Origin of the sequence: Actimicrobium sp. CCI2.3 (assembly GCF_035019065.1) — a bacterium.
In the GTDB taxonomy this organism is placed as follows: Bacteria; Pseudomonadota; Gammaproteobacteria; order Burkholderiales; family Burkholderiaceae_D; genus Actimicrobium.
In genome coordinates this window covers 1-19,029 of the sequence record NZ_JASJWR010000042.1, presented here as the reverse complement: position 1 = coordinate 19,029, position 19,029 = coordinate 1, and the positions used below count along the sequence as shown (strand labels likewise).

General features: G+C 43.0%; 18 protein-coding genes. 7 read left to right on the top strand and 11 right to left on the bottom strand.

All coding sequences use genetic code 11. The features are described from left to right. Positions 1-216 precede the first annotated feature (216 nt). The 6 genes from QN370_RS18705 (at position 217) to QN370_RS18675 (ending at position 8,754) form a co-directional block, all read left to right on the top strand. Positions 217-783 (top strand): recombinase family protein, encoded by a 567-nt coding sequence (locus tag QN370_RS18705; RefSeq protein WP_322129224.1) that lies wholly within the window; start codon positions 217-219, stop codon positions 781-783. Positions 784-1,271: 488 nt separating this feature from the next. Then, entirely contained in the window at positions 1,272-2,189 is a 918-nt protein-coding gene (locus QN370_RS18700; protein WP_322129225.1) for a RepB family plasmid replication initiator protein, read from the top strand. Between the two features lie 985 nt (positions 2,190-3,174). After that, a complete protein-coding gene (locus QN370_RS18695; protein ID WP_416172190.1) occupies positions 3,175-3,408 on the top strand; it encodes a type ISP restriction/modification enzyme in 234 nt (77 codons plus the stop codon). A 148-nt stretch (positions 3,409-3,556) separates the two neighbouring features. Further along, a complete protein-coding gene (locus QN370_RS18690) occupies positions 3,557-6,607 on the top strand; it encodes a P-loop NTPase fold protein (protein ID WP_323581778.1) in 3,051 nt (1,016 codons plus the stop codon). Positions 6,608-6,840: 233 nt separating this feature from the next. Then, positions 6,841-7,188 (top strand): hypothetical protein, encoded by a 348-nt coding sequence (locus QN370_RS18685; RefSeq protein ID WP_322129228.1) that lies wholly within the window; start codon positions 6,841-6,843, stop codon positions 7,186-7,188. Between the two features lie 1,044 nt (positions 7,189-8,232). Further along, positions 8,233-8,754 carry a hypothetical protein gene (locus tag QN370_RS18675; RefSeq protein ID WP_322129229.1) on the top strand — a complete coding sequence of 174 codons (522 nt, stop codon included), beginning with the start codon at positions 8,233-8,235 and terminating at the stop codon, positions 8,752-8,754. A gap of 51 nt (positions 8,755-8,805) precedes the next feature. On the opposite strand, the gene QN370_RS18670 is transcribed toward QN370_RS18675, so the two are convergent. The 7 genes from QN370_RS18670 to QN370_RS18640 all read right to left on the bottom strand — a co-directional run bounded on the left by QN370_RS18670 (position 8,806) and on the right by QN370_RS18640 (position 12,311). Then, the gene (locus QN370_RS18670; protein ID WP_323581777.1) at positions 8,806-9,063 is read right to left on the bottom strand and encodes a type II toxin-antitoxin system Phd/YefM family antitoxin; all 258 of its coding nucleotides are present in this window, start codon (positions 9,061-9,063) and stop codon (positions 8,806-8,808) included. Beyond that, the gene (locus QN370_RS18665) at positions 9,060-9,278 is read right to left on the bottom strand and encodes an antitoxin VbhA family protein (RefSeq protein ID WP_323581776.1); all 219 of its coding nucleotides are present in this window, start codon (positions 9,276-9,278) and stop codon (positions 9,060-9,062) included. The genes QN370_RS18670 and QN370_RS18665 overlap by 4 nt, the downstream gene beginning before the upstream one ends. Further along, a complete protein-coding gene (locus QN370_RS18660; protein ID WP_323581775.1) occupies positions 9,275-9,511 on the bottom strand; it encodes a hypothetical protein in 237 nt (78 codons plus the stop codon). Before QN370_RS18660 ends, QN370_RS18665 begins: the two co-directional genes overlap by 4 nt. A gap of 18 nt (positions 9,512-9,529) precedes the next feature. Next, on the bottom strand, positions 9,530-9,862 hold the full coding sequence (locus tag QN370_RS18655) for a hypothetical protein (RefSeq protein ID WP_323581774.1): 333 nt from the start codon (positions 9,860-9,862) through the stop codon (positions 9,530-9,532). Then, on the bottom strand, positions 9,859-10,143 hold the full coding sequence (locus tag QN370_RS18650; protein ID WP_323581773.1) for a type II toxin-antitoxin system Phd/YefM family antitoxin: 285 nt from the start codon (positions 10,141-10,143) through the stop codon (positions 9,859-9,861). The genes QN370_RS18655 and QN370_RS18650 overlap by 4 nt, the downstream gene beginning before the upstream one ends. A gap of 422 nt (positions 10,144-10,565) precedes the next feature. Next, positions 10,566-11,951 carry a helix-turn-helix domain-containing protein gene (locus tag QN370_RS18645; RefSeq protein WP_323581772.1) on the bottom strand — a complete coding sequence of 462 codons (1,386 nt, stop codon included), beginning with the start codon at positions 11,949-11,951 and terminating at the stop codon, positions 10,566-10,568. A gap of 150 nt (positions 11,952-12,101) precedes the next feature. After that, on the bottom strand, positions 12,102-12,311 hold the full coding sequence (locus tag QN370_RS18640) for a hypothetical protein (protein WP_323581771.1): 210 nt from the start codon (positions 12,309-12,311) through the stop codon (positions 12,102-12,104). Positions 12,312-12,577: 266 nt separating this feature from the next. Here QN370_RS18640 and QN370_RS18635 point away from each other — a divergent pair, with 266 nt between their 5' ends. Further along, positions 12,578-12,745, top strand: coding sequence for an AbrB/MazE/SpoVT family DNA-binding domain-containing protein (locus QN370_RS18635; RefSeq protein WP_323581770.1), 168 nt, complete (start codon positions 12,578-12,580; stop codon positions 12,743-12,745). Between the two features lie 35 nt (positions 12,746-12,780). On the opposite strand, the gene QN370_RS18630 is transcribed toward QN370_RS18635, so the two are convergent. The 4 genes from QN370_RS18630 to mobC form a co-directional block, all read right to left on the bottom strand. Then, positions 12,781-13,008 carry a hypothetical protein gene (locus QN370_RS18630; RefSeq protein WP_323581769.1) on the bottom strand — a complete coding sequence of 76 codons (228 nt, stop codon included), beginning with the start codon at positions 13,006-13,008 and terminating at the stop codon, positions 12,781-12,783. Beyond that, positions 12,999-13,631 carry a ParA family partition ATPase gene (gene parA / locus QN370_RS18625; RefSeq protein WP_322129230.1) on the bottom strand — a complete coding sequence of 211 codons (633 nt, stop codon included), beginning with the start codon at positions 13,629-13,631 and terminating at the stop codon, positions 12,999-13,001. Before parA ends, QN370_RS18630 begins: the two co-directional genes overlap by 10 nt. Positions 13,632-13,821: 190 nt before the next feature. Beyond that, the gene (locus tag QN370_RS18620) at positions 13,822-17,910 is read right to left on the bottom strand and encodes an AAA family ATPase (RefSeq protein WP_322129231.1); all 4,089 of its coding nucleotides are present in this window, start codon (positions 17,908-17,910) and stop codon (positions 13,822-13,824) included. Beyond that, positions 17,910-18,260, bottom strand: a complete 351-nt coding sequence (gene mobC, locus QN370_RS18615; RefSeq protein ID WP_323581768.1) for a plasmid mobilization relaxosome protein MobC — start codon at positions 18,258-18,260, stop codon at positions 17,910-17,912. The genes QN370_RS18620 and mobC overlap by 1 nt, the downstream gene beginning before the upstream one ends. Positions 18,261-19,029: the final 769 nt, after the last annotated feature.

Genomic DNA, 19,029 nt, shown 5'->3' with positions numbered 1-19,029 from the left:
AGTTTTTATGAACGTTGTCCCGCAAGCCCTGCCGTTTCTGTTGCCAAAAACATTTGCTATGGCAGAAATCTGCTGTAACACGCTAGTGCGATATACAAAGACCATCGGCCCACGCGGAAGTCCAGCCACAGCCAGCGTTGAAATTAATAACGACTGGCTGGCTTGCATGTGCATCGCTGGAATGGACATTTCAGAATACGAAGAAGGCTAACAATAATGGCAACTTTCGCCTACGGTCGGGTCAGTTCTAAAGACCAAAATTCTGACAATCAGCGTCTCGACATCGAGGCTTCAGGACACGTCATTGACTACTGGTTTGCAGACACGATCAGCGGTAAGACAAGCGCTAGCCAGCGGCCTCAGTTCGCCGCGCTGCTAGGTCAAATTCGTGATGGTGAAACGGTGATCGTGTCGAAACTCGATCGCCTGGGACGTGATGCGCAAGATGTCGGCGCAACAGTCAAGTTGCTTGCTAGCCGGAAAATTTCGGTCGTCGTTCTTCAGCTGGGAAAGCTCGACCTCGCGTCAGCTGCCGGGAAAATGATGCTCACAATGCTGAGCGCCGTGGCTGAAATGGAACGTGATCTGCTCATTGAACGGACTCAGTCGGGACTCGCTCGTGCAAAGAGCGAAGGAAAAACGCTCGGCAGGCCTTCTAAAACGACGCCTGAGCAGCGATCAGAGATTATTTTCATGCATGCGCAAGGTCAGAGCGTTAGCGCCTTAGCGCGGCTCTACAGTGTTTCCAGGGCTAGTGTTCTGAACTGCTTGCGCGCTACTTGATATAACCCCATTCGCTGTAGACAAATTGCTGAGGTTGAGTGAAGGTAAGACCGGCGATTTGAGTCTGATCCTGCAGCGTAGCTGCAGGACTGTGCGAGCCGTAGGCGTAGACACAGCCGCATGGTCAGATCGGGCCGTAGGTCCGACCGGGCCGGTTGTCTGGAGCGCCCCTAGCGCGACACGTGGTTTCGGTCGATATTCGTGCCTCTGGGGTCAACAAGCCATAGGCGTATAACCCCGCTTGTGGGGTCTATTTTTGTGTTTGCGCTTTTCGATGTCTGTCTTTTAAAAGAAAATCTTTTAAGTCTTTTAGGAGGCTGCGAGCCCAATGTTCATGCGGGTTGCGGGGTCCATTCTCCTACAGTTTTAATGTTAACCCCCTACAGTTTTATTGTGGATAACCCCCCAATCTCCTACAATTTTAATGTATCCTACTAAAGGAATAAAGTCGTAGTATAGAATAACTTTTTACACTGTTTTGGGCTCAAATGGCTACCGAAAATAAAAATGTCGTAGTTAAGTCAAACAGACTGGTTGAGGCGTCTTATCGTCTTACGTTGGTAGAGCAACAAATTATCTTGTTCGCAATTTGTAAGGCGCGAGAAGAAAAGATTTTGATAACGCCGTCAACGCTCATAACAATCAGTGCAAACGAGTTTTCTGCGATGTTTGGACCTGGATCAACGAACGTGTACGCGCAGCTGAAAGTCGCTGCCAGCACTCTTTTTGATAGGCGCGTCGTCATCAATGACAAAGACGAAAAAACTGGTCGGCCAAGGAAGGTTATGACTCGTTGGGTGCAGGATGTTGCATACATAGATGGCATAGGCCAAATACAGGTCGCATTTGCCAGGAAAATGATTCCATACATCACTCGTTTAGAGCAAAGTTTTACGAAGTACAGACTTGAGAAAGTCGGCTTGTTATCGAGTGCTCATGCCGTGAGATTGTATGAAATGATGATCCAGCGCCTGGGAATGTCGCCCGTTCCAGCGATTAGCATCACATCGTTAAAAGATGCCTTGGATTTGGGCAATGAATATGATCGGACCGATAATTTAAAACGTGCCGTAATCGACGTAGCAATCAAGCAAATTAACAAACTTACAGACATTGATGTTTCTTATGAGCAAGTAAAAACTGGCCGCTCGATCACGCACTTTAAATTTTCTATCGCGCTGAAGAAGACCGGTGCTGACGCCATTACAGAAAAGTGGGGGCCGATAGAGGTAAAAGAGAAAGTGCCGAGAAAACGTAGGCCAAAGCAGCTTGAGCTGCCGGGCTGCATAACTGCACCTATCGAACAAAATCCAAACAATCCTGAAGTTGTGGCTGCGCGACAAAAAGCGATGGATGCTGCTAAAAAAATGAGGTCGAGGCCCGCAGCAGGGCAAGGATTAGAGTGATGTTACTTTTTTGCAATTGTCCTACACTTTTAATGTTGGTGTAATGCGAGTTATCAATGGCGTAATTTGAGTTATCAATTCTCCGCCCTTTTTACAGTTGCTTTTTGTTAGTTACCCAATTGATCATTTACTTATATGAGTAAGATACGTTATTTTTTACACACGTGTTTCTAAGTGATTGATTTAAATGGAATCCATAGTATGCCGAGACAAAAGTAGGGCACAGGATTCGCTCAAAACGATTAACATTTATGCTTTTTAATGCGTGCCAAGCTACTTGCACATTGTCTTTTTGAGAGAGCTTGTCAGCTGTGACCGCTAAATCTCACCGTTTTCAGTGTCTTATGAGATTCACGATCTGTCAAAGGGCTCTACACAGTGAGCGATAACCAACAAAAAGCACGAGAAGCATCTGGAAGACGCGACCTGGTAGCCATGAGAGATCTTCGCCAAGAAATGCAGGAACGTTTGCAGGGGGCTTTAAACGACCTCGATCGACTGCGGGATGTTGAACAAGCATTCAGAGAGCTTTCCGACAAGCACCGGCTTAGCGCGTGATCTCCTGCCTTCTGACTGGATTATTTCATATAATTAAATACTTTTATGAAAATATACTGTTATGAGTATACGCGAAATTGACGATTAGCTAAAGGCCGATACACAGTGAGCCATTGCCGCCGGAAAATTCCGATTTTTGGGAACACAAACTGTAGCAGTGAGCGCCAGGACAAAAAATCTGGCATCAACGCTGGCGCACTAGTGAGCGAACGGTTCTCGCTAACGCAAATCCCCAAGGTCATCTTGGGGTTTGAGGTGCAGTGGAACGTAAAACACAGTTACGCCCGACCCATCAAACTATTCGTCGCTCGCGGGGTTGCGCAATAGGCTCAACTCGCCCTTGGCCACAGCGTCCGGTACCAAAAACGAATAACGCCCCAGCATGTTGATGTGCTCATGCAGCAGCGGTGACAGCCGCGCCACGCAAATGAAATTTGCCAGCAAGACCGATAAATCCCGCGTGGTGTACAACCGCAAAATCACCATGACCGGCATTCCGTTGGAAGCCTACGATTATGTGGTGAGAGGCAAGCCCGCGCTGGAATGGGTGATGGAGCGCCAGGCAGTCACGACTCACAAAGACAGCGGGATTGTCAACGACGCCAATTTGTGGGCGACGGAAACGATGGGGGATGCCCGCTATCTGCTAGAACTATTCTAGTGAGTTATTACGGTGGGTCTAGAAACTATGAAGATTGTTCGCGGATTGCCAAAACTCGAAATCCTAATGAATCCAAACGCTTGACGTTATGATTGAGGCTTACATTGGCCGTCATATAATGTCAAAAACATAATTCAGTAGGAATACGATGAACAAAAAAGCGATAGCCTCGAAAATCACACTCGTCGATCTGAGCGTACAGACAAAGGCAGGATTGACAGGGTTACTAATGACGGAGAGCTTTCTTTTTTCAATTCCAACTTCCGCATCAATTAATAGCTATCTAAAAAATCAGTACGAATACAACGGGAACATTTACGTACTCACAGCATTTCTTGTTTCTATAAGTATTTTACTGTTATATGCACATTATCGAGGTGCGCCGAGTTATTTCGTCAAGATTTTGAAGAGCAAGCGAATAGATTTGCTGATTATGCTCATTTTTGGCGGGGTAATTTCCATTTTATTCGATGGCTTGGGGATGAAATATTATAAGCAACTAGCGGTGTTTCTTTCACCCCTACAGCTTCTTGGCTTAGTTTTCTTACCTCTTACTATGGCTGGCCTGCTTGTGATCAGAGCATTCTCTTCGCAGCTGGCACGCAAAAATAAAATAGTGCCATCATTTTTCATGAACGATAGTGAGCTACAACGATCAGACGACGATCTTTTAAACATCAATGGCGAGGCAGCAAGATTCGCGGATCGCATTTGGAACGGCGGCTCTCTTGACAGTATAGTTTTTGGGATCGATGCCCCATGGGGGATTGGAAAGTCGTCCTTTATCAATCTCTGTATCGAGCATCTTAGAAAGAAACAAGATAGTCTAGATTGCATCATATATCACTTTAATCCTCTGAGGTTTCAAGAAAAAACAAACTTCCTTGAAAAATTCATAAATGGCCTGGCACAAGAAATACAAAAGGAAATCTTCTATCCGGAAATGCATTCCTTGATTTCAAATTATTCAAAACTGATTAGAGGGAAGATTGGCCTGAGTATTTTTGGAATAAGGTTTGATGCAAACAACAACATTGATGACGCGTTTGATGAGCTTGAGCTTTCAATTAAGAAATTAAATAAGAAAATAATTATAATTATTGATGATCTCGACAGGTTAAATTTTTCTGAAATTAAAGAAATCCTCTTCTCTATAAAGAAGAGTTTTATGCTTCCAAACGTATCGTATTTGCTTTCGTATGACACTGAAAATATTGTAAATCTAAAAAAAACGCCGGACGATACAGATAAAGTCCGTGAGTTTTTAGAAAAATTTGTCAATATAAAGACAAGTCTGTTTCTGGATAGTGGTATTTTGTCGAAATATATATCTGATAATTTCTACAATGCGGTAAAAAACAATCTATCAATTGACCCAGCAACAGTGAATCAAACGAAAAACGCGATTGCTGTAATTGTGGAAATTTATGCGTCATCTCACTATCATCATTATCAGGAATTTCTTGGTGATATTCGAAAAATAAAACGATTGATAAACACTATTATTTCATTAGAGATTGAAAAAACAGAGTTCGATAATAGCGACTTCGACAAACATGACCTATTGCATTTGCTTCTAATTTACCTAAATTATCCGCACATATTTCGCAAGCTTTTTAATACCGAAACAAACGGAAAGTCCGGATACTTCTCGCTAGTAAGAAAACACGATGACGGATATCCAAAAGCAGATCCTAATGGAACAGAGATAAAGGGCTGGCAAAATTCCACTATGTATTCAGACTATATTTCTAGTCTGACCACAAATCAAATATTTCTACTCAATAAGATATTCTTAGCACAAACTCGTATTAAAGATCCAGATTACGGTGAAAAAATCAACGAAGAAAAGAAAGCCTCATTTGCTTGCTTCAATAGCAATTCTGGCCGAAGCAATCTTGAGCAGTACCTCAACCTGATTGCAAAACTCTCAAAGCCACCAAGGCAAGGACAATACAAGTTCTATTTGAATCATAGGAATAAATTCAAAGATGGTACTTCAATCGATGAAATATTTAAAAATAATGAATTTTCATTTGACAAAGGCGAAGTCTCAAGAAAACAATTCTGGCATGTTATTGTTAACAGCGCATACGAATTTGAGCCCGATGTAGCTAACCGTGCAATTGATTATTTATTGCAAAATCTACACCATTATTCTTTGCTTGTCATCAACAAAATTGAACTCGGTCTACGGGATGACTCAGCATTCTATTTAATCAAGCTACTGGATGTCGCGGCATGGAAAGATTCGAGTGGCGGCCGCACCAATAATATCGGAGAGAATGTCGCGCCCATTGCCCATCGAATATTCGGTGAAAATTCATATCAAGGGAACGGCGTAATAGAACAACTCATGAGTTCAGCCAAAGCTCCGCTTGGTATCTTTGACGTATTAATTTTCCGCCTCTACTGCTGCGCAAATCGCGACAATAATTTCTTTAATTTGCAACAATCTCTTTCCAAGCATGGTTCCGCCGATGCCCCAACTAGCGGCCTTGTCAATGCTATTACGATTGCCGAAATGCGTGAAATTTCGCAAAAAATATTCGGAATTTTCAAGGATCAATTTATTGTTAAGAAGCTTAATTTTCATGAAATGATTGACAATCTATCCATAGAGAATATTACTGGAAGATATTATTCTTATGTAACTGAATGCATCAAAAAAGATGCTATTACAAGCGATGAGGTCAATAAGGCATATCGGGCAGCAAAGACGAGAATCAAATCATTTACAACCTATCAGCTAGGCAACACTCTGGTGGAGTCGGGGGTCGGCTGCGGCTACTATGACGAATCCGGAAATAGCGACGGAAAAGGCATTGCGTCGCAATTCAACGATTATCTCTTCGACGTTTGCTTCACACCATCCCCCACAAATAATGGATTTGTTTTCTTCATCGACTACTTAATGCTAAGTTATTCGGATTTATTTTCACTCGATCACGACGACGGAAAACAAGTCCCTACGATTCAATCTTTCACAAGGATTCTGGATCGAGCGAAATTAGAAGCTTATTGGAAAACGAATAAAGCGGCGTTACTTGCGGCCGACTTCTCCGCAATGGATAAAGAGATCGTCACGGTGAACTACGTATTGTCGTATAAGGATAACGTCATGGACGTTTTCAAAGTCTTGGATCAAATGGAAAACGAGTCACACGATTCCGCAGCAATCGCGCAAAACCCCAACTGAGTTTGCCTGCCTGAGTTCGCCCCTGGTGTCTTGGGGTTCTAGATGCAACGGAACGTAAAACAGGGTTAAGGGCCGGCGCCGCCTGTCAGGCTGTCAGGTTGAGGTTATAGGCGCCGACGCGAGAGCGTCAGGAAATTCATCAATCGCTCCTACCCTGACGCAGTTGAAGCCGCATGACTGACGCCAAGTTGAAGCGTACCCTATACTAAAACTTCAATTCTTTTAGGAAATCTATGAACTATTACCGACTCAGCTTTAATCCACAAATTACCCAGGGATTCAATATGTTTCGCCTCTTAGTTCAGCAAAAATATGGCAATAATACTTGGATTTCTGACACTGATACCTTCTACCTTGTAGCGACCCCCGACTCAATTCAGGATATCAGCAGGAATGTTGATGTATCCACCGATCAGTCAGGAGCAGCCCTGCCAGGTGCAGCTACATTAGGCTTAGTAATTGAGGCGATTTCCGTCAATGAGGAAGGTCTTCCCAAAGAAGCCAAAGCGTGGCTTATCAGAAAGGTAGAGGCTGTTGAGGAACTTCGCGCGTTTGTGGACAAGCTTGACCCACCCAGCTAAACAGCCTAAACCGGTTTTACGTTCTGTTGCACCTGGAACCCCATCTTCCAGACCTGGAGAGACAGGTCAGCAGCATTTGGTCTATGGGGAAGGACGGACGCACGTTTTGGTCTGTCGAGCGCCTGGTTACAACTGCTGAACGTGTTGCTGCGAAAAGAGGCAAAAATAGCCAAGAACGTGCATCTTTGAAAAAGCGATTGCTCAAAAAGTGGATGTCAAAATAAGTGCTTTATGCATACAGAAAAATAGATGCTTAATGCACATGAAAATTTAGGTGTTTAATGCATACACACTCATGTGTTCATATACTCATAATAAGAAATTTTTAAAATCAAAATTAGTCTTACTTCCGTTAAAAGTAATTTAAATTACTCGCAAGTAGAAATTCGTACAGGCCCTGTTCGTAGGGCTTTAAAACGGTATAAATTATTTATACTATTATTCAAAATAACCAATAAACGCTTATTTGCTCATATGACTATATGTTTATATGAGTATAACTAATTGCGTGATTTAGGTGCACTATGCATATACAAAATAGAAGCGTAATGCATATATATTATTAGCCGCATTATGCATATAAAATTTCGATGCATAATGCATTCAAATACATGCATTATGCATCTAGTTATTTAAGAGCACTATGCATATAGCTATGAGCATAATGCATATTATATGTGCACTATTCATATAGTATGTGCACTTTGCATATACGAGCTATATGCATAGTGCATGTAACTAAGCGCACAATAAATTTTGTAGTTGCATTATGCATATAGATGACAAGTGCACTATGCATACGTTTGAGTGCATTATGCATAGCTTTTTATCGAAAAAAGCTTAAGTCTGGTACTTTCCGTTCGCTTATAAAAATTACCCGAACTATTTTTTACCAAATATATGCTTTTTTATATACTCGATGAGTATTGTTAATCATGGATTTATTTATTTTAAGATTTTTAATAGCGAAATTTCAATATATTAATATTTATATGTTATAAATGCTTGTGCCATTAAAAAAGTTGAAATTTAAAAAAGATCACCATGAATAAATCATATAACTACGACAAAAAATCGTTGTCAGAAGCCAATGTTATTAAAAACTTGATTGAAGCTCTCGATTTTGTAGAGACTTATCTTTCTCGACCAAAATCTCGTACAAAAAAAAGGTCAAAATATATTTGCATTGCTCGTGAAGCAGTTTTCACAGAAGCAATTTTGATGCTCATTTATGACGCAATATCTTTTAAAGAAGATTCGTATTATCTAGCACAATGGACTTCAAATATTATATTCAAAAGCATATTTGATATGCTTTCTAAAGAAATATTAGATCAATACTATAAGTTGCACTTCGATGTTAAAGATGAAAATATAACAATTGAATATTATCGAAAACCTGATGATTTTATGTTAAAAATCATAAACAGCTTCGTTTATGAACATCGAGTAGAAGAAATTGTCGACAACATAGTAAAGAATTATTATCAAGAAGACTGGAATGAGGTCGTGCACCAAGAGCGTCAAGAACTTCTAAAAACTCCAATTATTTGGGACATTGAGTAGAATCGTAATGATTTATATACGCAATGTAACTTTTAATGACCGAAATTAAGATTATAAAAGATCGTCCTGGGGCCGAGATTCGATGACTACACGCGGTGGATCAAAATCAATTTCAGCAGCGCCAGGCATCGCTAGCGCGTCCGCAATGCTGCGTCTGCGCCCTGTAAACTTCTGGTAGTCATCAAGGCTCAAAAGCACGTGCGTTGGTTTTCCGCGCTCCGTGATGAAGACTGGACCGTCAGCGGCTGCGCGTTTCGCATCAGATATGTTTTTGCTGAAATCGGTGCTTGATATCGATGTACTCGTCATCGCTTGTACATTTTCAGTAGTGCTGCAGTAAGCTCTTCTGAAGAATACTCGCCAAGAATCCATTTTTCGTGCAGTGCAAGTGCTTCATCCGAGCAAACTAGACCTTCTAGGCGAAGCGAGCCACGCGCAAACTCATGCGCCTCCCGGCGCTTCGCAATGTCTACTGCGTTACGCTGTAACGCCCTGAACTCCATGCTTTCAGAATCGCCTGTCATTTTGTTTCATCATCAAGTTTTTGATAAATGAATCCTTGGGCTGTCTGTAGCTTGGCTTCCATCGCGGCGATTCGCTTCTCACTAGCCGCGACAAAAGACAGAACATCATCAAGCGAGTCGGATGCTCGATCTGCTGCCGACCTCGCAGCGTCAGCCAGAGCGCCCAATTTCTCGTCAGAATCGGTTTTGGAGAGGCCTGTGGCTTTGCGTGAGACAGTTTGCACTCTCGACATTTTCCGCTCCATTTTCATTTACATTCTCAGAATTCGTCGTGTCAAAATTGACTGAAAATCTTTTTTCTGCGGATAGACGATGATGACCGTCAATTTCTCGTTCGCCTCGTCTAACTTGTAGACGATATGGTCCCTCGTTGACGGCTTGCGACGAATGTCGTTGATTCCGAGGTTTGCCAGTTCTGGTATAACTGCACCCCCAAAGGGCAGTGTCTTGAGTTGGTTGATAGTGTTGGCAATTCCCTCCAGGCGCCGGTCTGCCGATCCTTGGCCCGTAATTTCCTCAACAAAAAGCTTGATGTCGTAAATATCCTTGATAGCTGCCGCTGAGATATCAACCGTGAAGGTCATTCTGGCTTCGCCTTGGCCATGTCGATCCCTAGCTCACTGAACACGGATTCAGCTAACTGGACACGTCCTTTTGCAATATCATCATTCCCAAGTGCTACCAGTCGAAGTAGTGCAAGTAGCTCTTGATTCTGCTGGTAAGACACTATGTCTTGCACTATGAATGTTGGCTCACCGTTTTGAGTGATTATCATGGGCTCACGAGTATTCGTGATTTCGTTAATAACTCTGACAGTGTTGTCTTTAAGGTAGCTGATTGGCTTGATTTGCTCCGTGAATCGCATGGAATTGTCCTGATAGTTTGCGAAGTGCATGCAGACAGAATAAAGCCTTAATTCTGTCTTGTCGATGACTAACAAGGGAAAAATCGCGTGTCACATTAGCTGAGCGCACCACATCACATACATAAGACCGAAAAATACGGTATTAAATAAGCAACAAAGATAAGAGATTTTTCTCACCTTTTGCTGTCATCGCTTCGTCCAAGCGTTCGTAAGCAGAAAAAGCGCGATGTTATTACATGTTTTTTTGACAATGGCAACCACTGGTTTTTGAAGAGGTGTATTTTGATAAAAACACTGATTTCACAGAACAATCAGAACTAAGCAAAGACAAAATCTCAAACCACTAGCGTCTACATACATAGAGCGTACCGAACGGTGTTAAATAAGCAACAAAATCAGTAGAATTTTCTCACCTTTCGCTGTCATTTTTTTGTCCAAGCGTGCGCAGTGCTTTTTGATATCCCTAGCTCTTCCGCGATTTCCCCAATGCTGAGACCGTCAACGCGCAGTTTTAAGGCCATAGCGCGGTTATCCTCGCTAGCCATACTCTTCATAGCATTTGTGTGCTTCGCAGCCTCCTGCTTACGCCTGGTCGTTTCTGCTGTGTATTCTTCGTGCGTCAGTCCGTGCATTCTTTCAAAGCCCATAACGCCTTGGATTATGTTGCGTCTTGCGCCAACACCACCATACGTTTTCAGTTGTCGTTCTTCTTCCGGCGTGATCGATAATTTCTTGCGTAGCTCGTCATTCGAGATCCGGTAAGCTGCTTGACCGCTCGAAACTTTCGATACAACTGACGACGCACTCGATTGGATTTCGGCTGCTGTGTAGCCTGGGCACATTTCATGAAAAACGCTCAGGACTTCAGAGCGCAATTGTGCTGCTGGCACGTTGTAAGACAGCGCGTTTGCGACGATCCAACAAAAGCTGTTCCGGATTCCTTCCGGCACGCCAGCTTTCCCGTAGCGAATTTTCACCAGGTGCCTGATGTCTTCGAGACGATCCCACCACAATTGCCGCGCTCGTTGATCTACAGCTTGTCCTGAGCTGCTAGATGCGATCTTTGGCCTTGGCGATGTCTCGATTGTAGAAGACGGCTTCAGGGCATCGCATAGCGCCCCAAACGCGAACGTATATGCACTTCCGCTCTCGCAATCACGTGTCCAAATGACGCGGACTTCTTCATTTTCCGGCAGCAGTGCTTTGATGTTACGAGTGCCGCAAACTCGAAAAATTCGGCTTCCGTCGGTCGCCATTTTGTCCGCGCCGAGATCGTAAAATGCACTCAAAATCGAAGCTTGCAAATCGTTCCAGGCTGGCAGCTTTTCGCTAAGCAACTCTGTGTCGAACAGCCATTTCAGATACAGCCCGCGCCCGGTGTGAACTATGTGAGACGGTAACGGGATTCGGCGCTCATCGCAAAAATCGATGACAAATGTAGCGCGGTCCTCTGGCCGAGTTATAAGCCCAAGCTGTTTAGCTAGTAGCGGTGCGTTTTCTGCGTAGAAATCGAGGTCAGTGTATGCAGAAAGCAAATATTGTAGATGCGCGATTTGTCTCGACTCGTTCGAAAAACTAGCTTGGCTAACGTAACAATCACCATTTTGATAGCCTCCGCCATCGAGCAGATTTTGAATAACCTCGGGGAATTTAGAGTTTTTGTAGCTGATCTGCCGCAAAAACTTAGCGCCCGGCTTTCGCTGCGAGATAGTGAAAGAACCCGACAGTGTAGGTCGATGATATAGCTGTGCTTCATTATGTTTAGACTGCGAAAACGCGCCATAAGCATTTATTTTTTGATTAAACATGCAAATCCGATCATTTTCTAGATTGCATGCGCTTATGCCCTTGCGCTTGTATATCTAATGATTTAATATAATCGGTATATGTCTTCGTAAACATTAATACCGGCCCTTGTGGTCTACTCGCTAAAACGCCTTCCAGGGCGTTTTTTGCGTTTACTGTTCTGCTTTTTCTTTATCTAGTTTCTCAACGATTTCTAAAGCACGTCTCAACCCGAGAGAAATGTTTCCACTACCGAGCCTGTTTGCAATTGCTGCTTGATGTAGAGACATAGCGACTAATTTTTTCTCGCTTAATTCTGAAGGTCTGAGTGTCCCAGCTGGACGACCTACGGATTTTCGGATCATCTCAACATGTGATTTCATGATTAATTCCAATATAATAAATTCATTAATTTATTATATATTGAATAAATCATAAATATTAATAAAAGGCGTGATTTATCACGACTAATTAATATTTAATCAAAAAAGTTAATGCTTTTAAGAGTTTGATGCTGGAATTAATGCGATTTCTCAGAAATACTTGAACGCTTAAGCATTGAAAGCGATTTTTGCTTAATCAGTGTATGCCTTGAATCTGCTATAAATCGCTGCTATATTAATGCAGGACATTTCTAAGGAGTGACGCCATGCGCACTGTTGCAATTTTTATAAGCGATAAAAATCAAGCAATTCGCTTTCTGGCAGACATGTCCTGTGATGGTGTTGAGGAGTTAGAAATTACGCGCATCGGTGACACCATCACCCTGCAAGAGCGTCAAAGCGTAATTAGTGATGAAAGCAGGTTCAATCTGTGAGCACGTACATATTGATACCTGCATTTTTTTACGCGTTAAACAGGATGATTATTAATAAATTCTTCAACGCTGGCTAGAATCATGTCTGTAACAGTCATGTTTCTGTTCACTGCTTGAATCTTCCAAGCGTCGCGCTGACGTTTCGAAATAATAATATTTACGCGAGCCGGATCTTCAATTCTGACCTCGGTTTTTTTGAGTTCAGCGGCGACCTCAGGTGCGATTGTGCGAGCTGTGCTGAGTGGTTTTGATGTTAAAGCCATTTTTTAGTCTCCAATACGTTAAGTAGTTCGTTGATTTCTTTGATTCCTGCCGTGTCTGCTGTATCAAAAATCGATAGCCCGTCCGAGAGCGACTGAGCAAATGCCACGCGATTGCCAATCGTTGTTGGTAGCTGCTCGATGCCGTATTCGTTCCAAGTTCCAGCAGTGACTTCTTTAGATAATCGTGTACCAGGCTGAACTCGATTTACCAGAAATGCGGCATTGATCGAACCGCCAAGGTCCTGCTTTTGCTGTATCAACTTGACGGCCACTGCTGATGCCCAGATGTCGGCTGCGCTAGGCTGGATCACGATCAGCACAGTGTTGGCCACGCGAATGACGCCAGCAGTCATGCGCTCGGCCTTAGCCGGTGTATCGATGATCACGTAATCGACAGCAAGCGTTTTCAGTGATGACAGCATTTCAGGGCGATCCAATGCGACGACTGGAGGCAGCACAGCCGCGTCAGGGCTTGCGCTGCGCCAATCGCGACTCGTTCCTTGTGGATCTGCATCGATGAGCGCTACGATCTTTCCTTGTCGATGTAATGCGGTTGCGAGATTAATAGCTACGGTGCTTTTTCCGACCCCGCCTTTCTCGTTGATGACTGCTAAAATCCTCATTCCCCTACTCCTTTATTTATATGATGAGATTATTATATACTACTATACTCATCGAATGCACTCATAAAATTGATAAGTAGAGCTTATTTATCTTTTTTCTTGATCATTTATTTTCGAAGAAAAACATGCCGCTGGTTCTTCATAGGTCGCTGCTCGAAAGCCCCCTGTTTATATGGGGTTGCGAGGAAAACTACATTTTCAGTCTAGTTGAGTTTTGTTGTTGTTGTAGTTTTTCTTTTTCTGCTTTTTCGGCTCTGTGTGCCATTACTCGATCCAATTGTATGTCTCTCGCAATTTTTTCAGCTGAGTCTGGTTTTTGTTGAATCGGCTTCTGCTGAACGACTATTTTTTGTGTTTTTGCCTGAGCTTCAGCCTTAGCCTGGGTCTGGGCCTGAGCGATTTTATCTGCTTCTAATCTAGCTTTTTCAGCTGCTTGAGTAGCTGCAACAGCCATCTCTTTTTCTGCTTTTTCTGCTTTCTCTGCTTTAATTTTTTCCATGAACGAGCCACCTCTAGCAATTTTCTCTTCTTCTATTTTATTTTCTTTCAATTTTTTCGCAGCATTAAAGCGTTCTTGAGACGATTCTGCTAGTCGCATAGAATCGTCTTCGACCTTCTTGAAGTCCGGCTTCGGTGCAAGAATTAAGGATTGCTTCGACAAAACTTTGTCTGTATTCATGCGCAGGCTGCTATCAACTTTCGCAACATCAACTACTGACAGAGTGATGTGATTTTTCTCTTTGATAGCATCAAGACTGCCTTTAGCTGCTTCAATCTGGATAAAATCTTTGTAGCGCTCTGATGAAGGTTTTTTGTAAACGCCTTGAATTTGACGCTTCGCATCCTTGTACTTTGCTGATGCTATTTTCAAATCTGCGACGTGCTTACGCTTCAGTTTCGCCACTTCTTTACGCTGTTGCCCAGGCGTCAAAGAAGATGGCAATTCCGATTTATTTACATCAAACTTACGCACTAACTCGTTACGCTCTGCGATCTTCTCAGCATCAAGCGTGATTATTTTTGACTTATATTCAGTCGATTGCTCTTTGTTCCAGTCTTTGAACTTTGAAAAAAGCTCTTCGTTCAGCATACGGTTTCCCGGCTCAAAACGAGGCGTCGAGTAAATGCCTTTCAGCTGCTCGGCGTAACAGTCTTTAAGAATCGGCGCGGCTTCGTCTTTATAGCGAAGTGACATTTCTTTAGTCAGAAAATCGGATACGCTGAGATTTCGCGTACCGCATTTGATACGATCACTACCGTCTTTTGCTTGAGTAACTGTGTACCTGGCCGGATCAATGCCGTGCGATTTTGAGACGTAATCAAGAACTCGTTTTGCTTCAAGGCCGCTGTTTATCTCTGAAAACCTCGCTTCCTTTGCTGCTTTTTCTATGACTTTCGCTGCGCCATGCTCTGACATGTAGCGCGAAATCATGCTGTCGTTCGTCCGTGTTTCTGACCACTGGTCATTACCCGTAAACATCTTTTCTTCGCTGCGCTGCATCGATGTGATCAGCGCTTTTTCATCCTTAAAATTTTCGGTCGAGTAGTACAGCTCGACCTCCGATTTATGCCTGGTCATCGCAACGTAAGCGTTTTCAGCGCGCATTCCAGGGCTCGCTAGAACCAAACATTTATCGACGGTCATACCCTGAGATTTGTGTGTCGTTACAGCGTAACCATAGTCGATGTTGGCATCATCAGTCCTCACGGTGACTACACTGCCACCATTGACTTTCACCTGCATAAAACCGCTTTCGTTTATCGACTGCACAACGCCCGTGGTGCCGTTTTTCACGTTCATTTCGCGGTCGTTACGGGTGAACATTACGGCCTCACCTGGGGCCATTACGAGGCTCCCTGTTGGTGTCTGCACCGGCAACCCACCACTGAGTTTTCCCTGAAAAATTAACTCGGCACGCATCATCTCGTTCAGCGATTTGCGCTCTGCATTCGTTGCGCACAAAACGATCAGAGAATGGCTTTCTGACTCCGATTTTAGCTCTTTCCAGCGATCAACTACTGCCGCTTTTGCATCTGCTTGAGTCTCTGACTGCTTCACAAAACCGCGCGATGAATACGCTTCGATACCAGCTGCCATGTCATGTACTGCGAATTTTTCGGATGCTTCACGCATCCAGGCGCCACCGTCTGACATAGCGTCATTTTTTTGACGCATAATTTCTGTTAGCGATGAGACACCGACTCGTTCCGAAATCTCTTTAAAAGCGCTGCCGTATTCAACTGCTGCAATTTGTCTGCTGTCACCCACCAGGCGAACGCGAGCACCAGCTTCTTCTGCATGTTTTAGCAGTGCGGCCATTTGCCTTGATCCGACCATTCCAGCTTCGTCAATGACGATGACGGACTTAGATGTCAGTCGAATAGAACTGCCGTCAACGTGACGTTTCCCATAGTCGTAAGCTGATTCGCCCTCTTTAATCTCTCTTTTTGTGTTGTCGAGTTTTGCTAACAGTCCGTGAATCGTCTGTGATTTGATGCCGCTGTCACGCTCAAGATCGTCAGCTGTTTTGCCTTGCAAACATGCGCCGTAAAATTCTAAATCGCTACGCTCGCCAGTTTCGCGCATCTTACTCAGCACGAAAGATTTTCCGGTACCCGCCGCGCCATTCACTACTTCAATTGCGTTGGATGAACATAACGCTTGAAATGCCGTGGCCTGGCCGCTGTTAAACGATGTGTTTTGAATCGTTTTTTGCACATCGTTTGCATCGATGCCAGGACATTCATTTTTCATCATACGATCGATGCGCACCGTCATATCACGCTCGATTTCAACTACCGCATGGCTTGAAAAGCGTTTGCCTTCGCTATCAACTTTCGTTACTAGTGCATCAGACATGAGAACTGATTTAAGCGCTTCATCGAACTGCGCATCGTCAGCGGTATTTTTAGCGAGATACCGCTCAAGGTCTTGCTGGGTAAAGCTCGATTGATTTGCGGTGAGTGCATCGACAACCGTGTTTGGCTCTGTGATGCAGCGCACACCCTCTATCTCTGCTAATTTCAGCTCTTCAACGGTGCGCAAGAATGAGCGATTTAGCCTTTCGCTTGTAATGCGTGCTGAGTCGTAGCCATCTGCTGGTTCGAAGTCTGCCTCTCGATCGGTTAATTTCTGTTTAGCCTCGGGCGACAATGTTGCATGAAAATCAGCGATAACCAGAGCTTCGTTCTGCTCACCAGTCTGCCTGTCGTAGCCGAATTTTTGACTAAGTTGTGCGTAATGCGTTTGCTCACGCTCATCTAAAAACCTTAGCTGCTCATCGTGAGAAGCGTTTTTGTATGTCTCTTTGAAAAATTTGCTGTCAGTGTGCAAATATTTAATTTCTCTGGCCCGCTTTGTCTTAAATGATTCGACTAGCTCAGCCTGGCGAATTGGATCTTGAGAAGCAGAGTTTCTTCCCTGAATCAATGCCATCCGTTTTACATCTGTCGTCGTCGTGATATACGCATCAGTGAACTGCGCGTCTTTCAGTCTTATTTTTTTATTTTGCGGTTCGCCTTCGGCAGACGGCAATCGAATCTCGAAATACTGATCTGACTTTCCGGCGCGACCGATGGAAACTTCACCAAAGGTTCCAAGCATTTTTTCAAAATCGGCACGAGTTTCAATCTTCTGATCGATCATCTTGTTCAGAATAGATTGACGAACTTGTGAGTCTTTTTTATGAAAGTCGTCACCTTTTGAACGCGAAAGGATTTCTGCTTCGCTGCCAAAATCAGAACGTAGGTTATCTTTTGGAGATGCCAAACCATACTTTTGATTGATCGTTTCTTGCCAGGCATCGATCATATCTAACGTCGATGTTTCAGATCCGTACTTTAATGAAATGAGTTCTAAGGGACTAGCTCGTTTATCAATCTGTAAATTAACTGTTGGAATAACAATATGGATATGCGGAAATCTTTCAATGACTGTTCCGTCACTATCAATATAAGAGCGCATTTTTGGTATGTGCGCTTCCGCGTACATATTGATTTCGTTTTCGCCATACGCAGAAAGAAACGTCGCTTTAAAATCATCAGTAATTTCTTGTAAAATTTCTGGTGAAACTTGATACTCTTTAAAAGAAAGAGTGATATGTTTATATCTCTCTCCTTCTGAATCAATGCGATTAATTATCTCATCAGTCGTACTTAAATCACCTTCAAGAATAAGTCGCTCGTCTAATTGATCGCGCGTATTTTCTCGACCGGCTTTTTGTCCGGTTTGAAGATACTGAGCGATTCCGCTATTAGCGCCACCAATTCTGACTAACATTATTTAAATCGCAATGTTGATTCGATAGACTGCAGTGTGGACAGAATTTCTTCAAGAAAATGATTGCTGACTGTTCCTGCTTTATTTGCAGTATTCAATGCCCTCGCTAACTGATTAAGATTATTCGAAGCAGCAGAGAATATTTTTGTTGGAATAAAGTGCCCCTGGACGACGTGAACTTTTTGTTGAATAACTGACCTGTTATCGATGACTGCCTGGCGAAAATACTCCGCTTTATTCAGTCCCGATGACTTAACTTTTTTGTCCCAAACGTCGAACTCAGCATTATTTAGTCTGAATCCAAGCATGTGCCCAAGAGCGCCCTCGGATGATTTTAGTGGTCTTGCCATGATGCTCTCCTTTTTATTGGTTTTCCACGAACCGCAAGGCTCGGGGGGATCAAAGGGGGGGAACCCCCTTTTGGCACGCCATGATAATAAAACTCGTAGAGTTTTGTTATCATGGCACTCGTGCCTAAGAACCCATAATAATATACTACCATAGATTTTAATGCTTTGTAGAAATAAACACTATATTTATTCATATTGATATGGCTGTTGTTTTTACTTTGAGAAGCCCTAAGTTGCTTAGACCTTGCTTAGAGATGCTCCAAAATTCGGAGAGAGGCTTTTAAATCATTACCAACCGCTATTTAAACGCTATGTATCCGCTTCCAACTGCTATTTAAACGCTATGTATCCGCTTCCAACTGCTATTTAAACGCTATGTATCCGCTTCCAACCGCTATTTAAACGCTATGCAAACGCTTCCAACCGCTATTTAAACGCTATGCAAACGCTATGTATCCGCTTCCAACCACTATGTTAAAGATAGTGATTTTATTTATTCTTTTGGTACTCTTACTGTCTTCACGAATTAATTACATTCCTTCATATTTTTTTGCATTGGTATGCTATTATTATTTAGAGGATATTTTACAAAGGGAAAAAATGAATATCAAAGAATTCAAAGAAAAACATGAACCATCTACACAAAGATCAAAACTAGACCCTTTTGAGAGTCAGATTTTAGAGCTTAAAAGAGATGGCTATACTAATAAGTCAATTCAAGAATTTTTATTTCTTAATGAAATAAAAGTTACGCAAAATGGAATTAGGA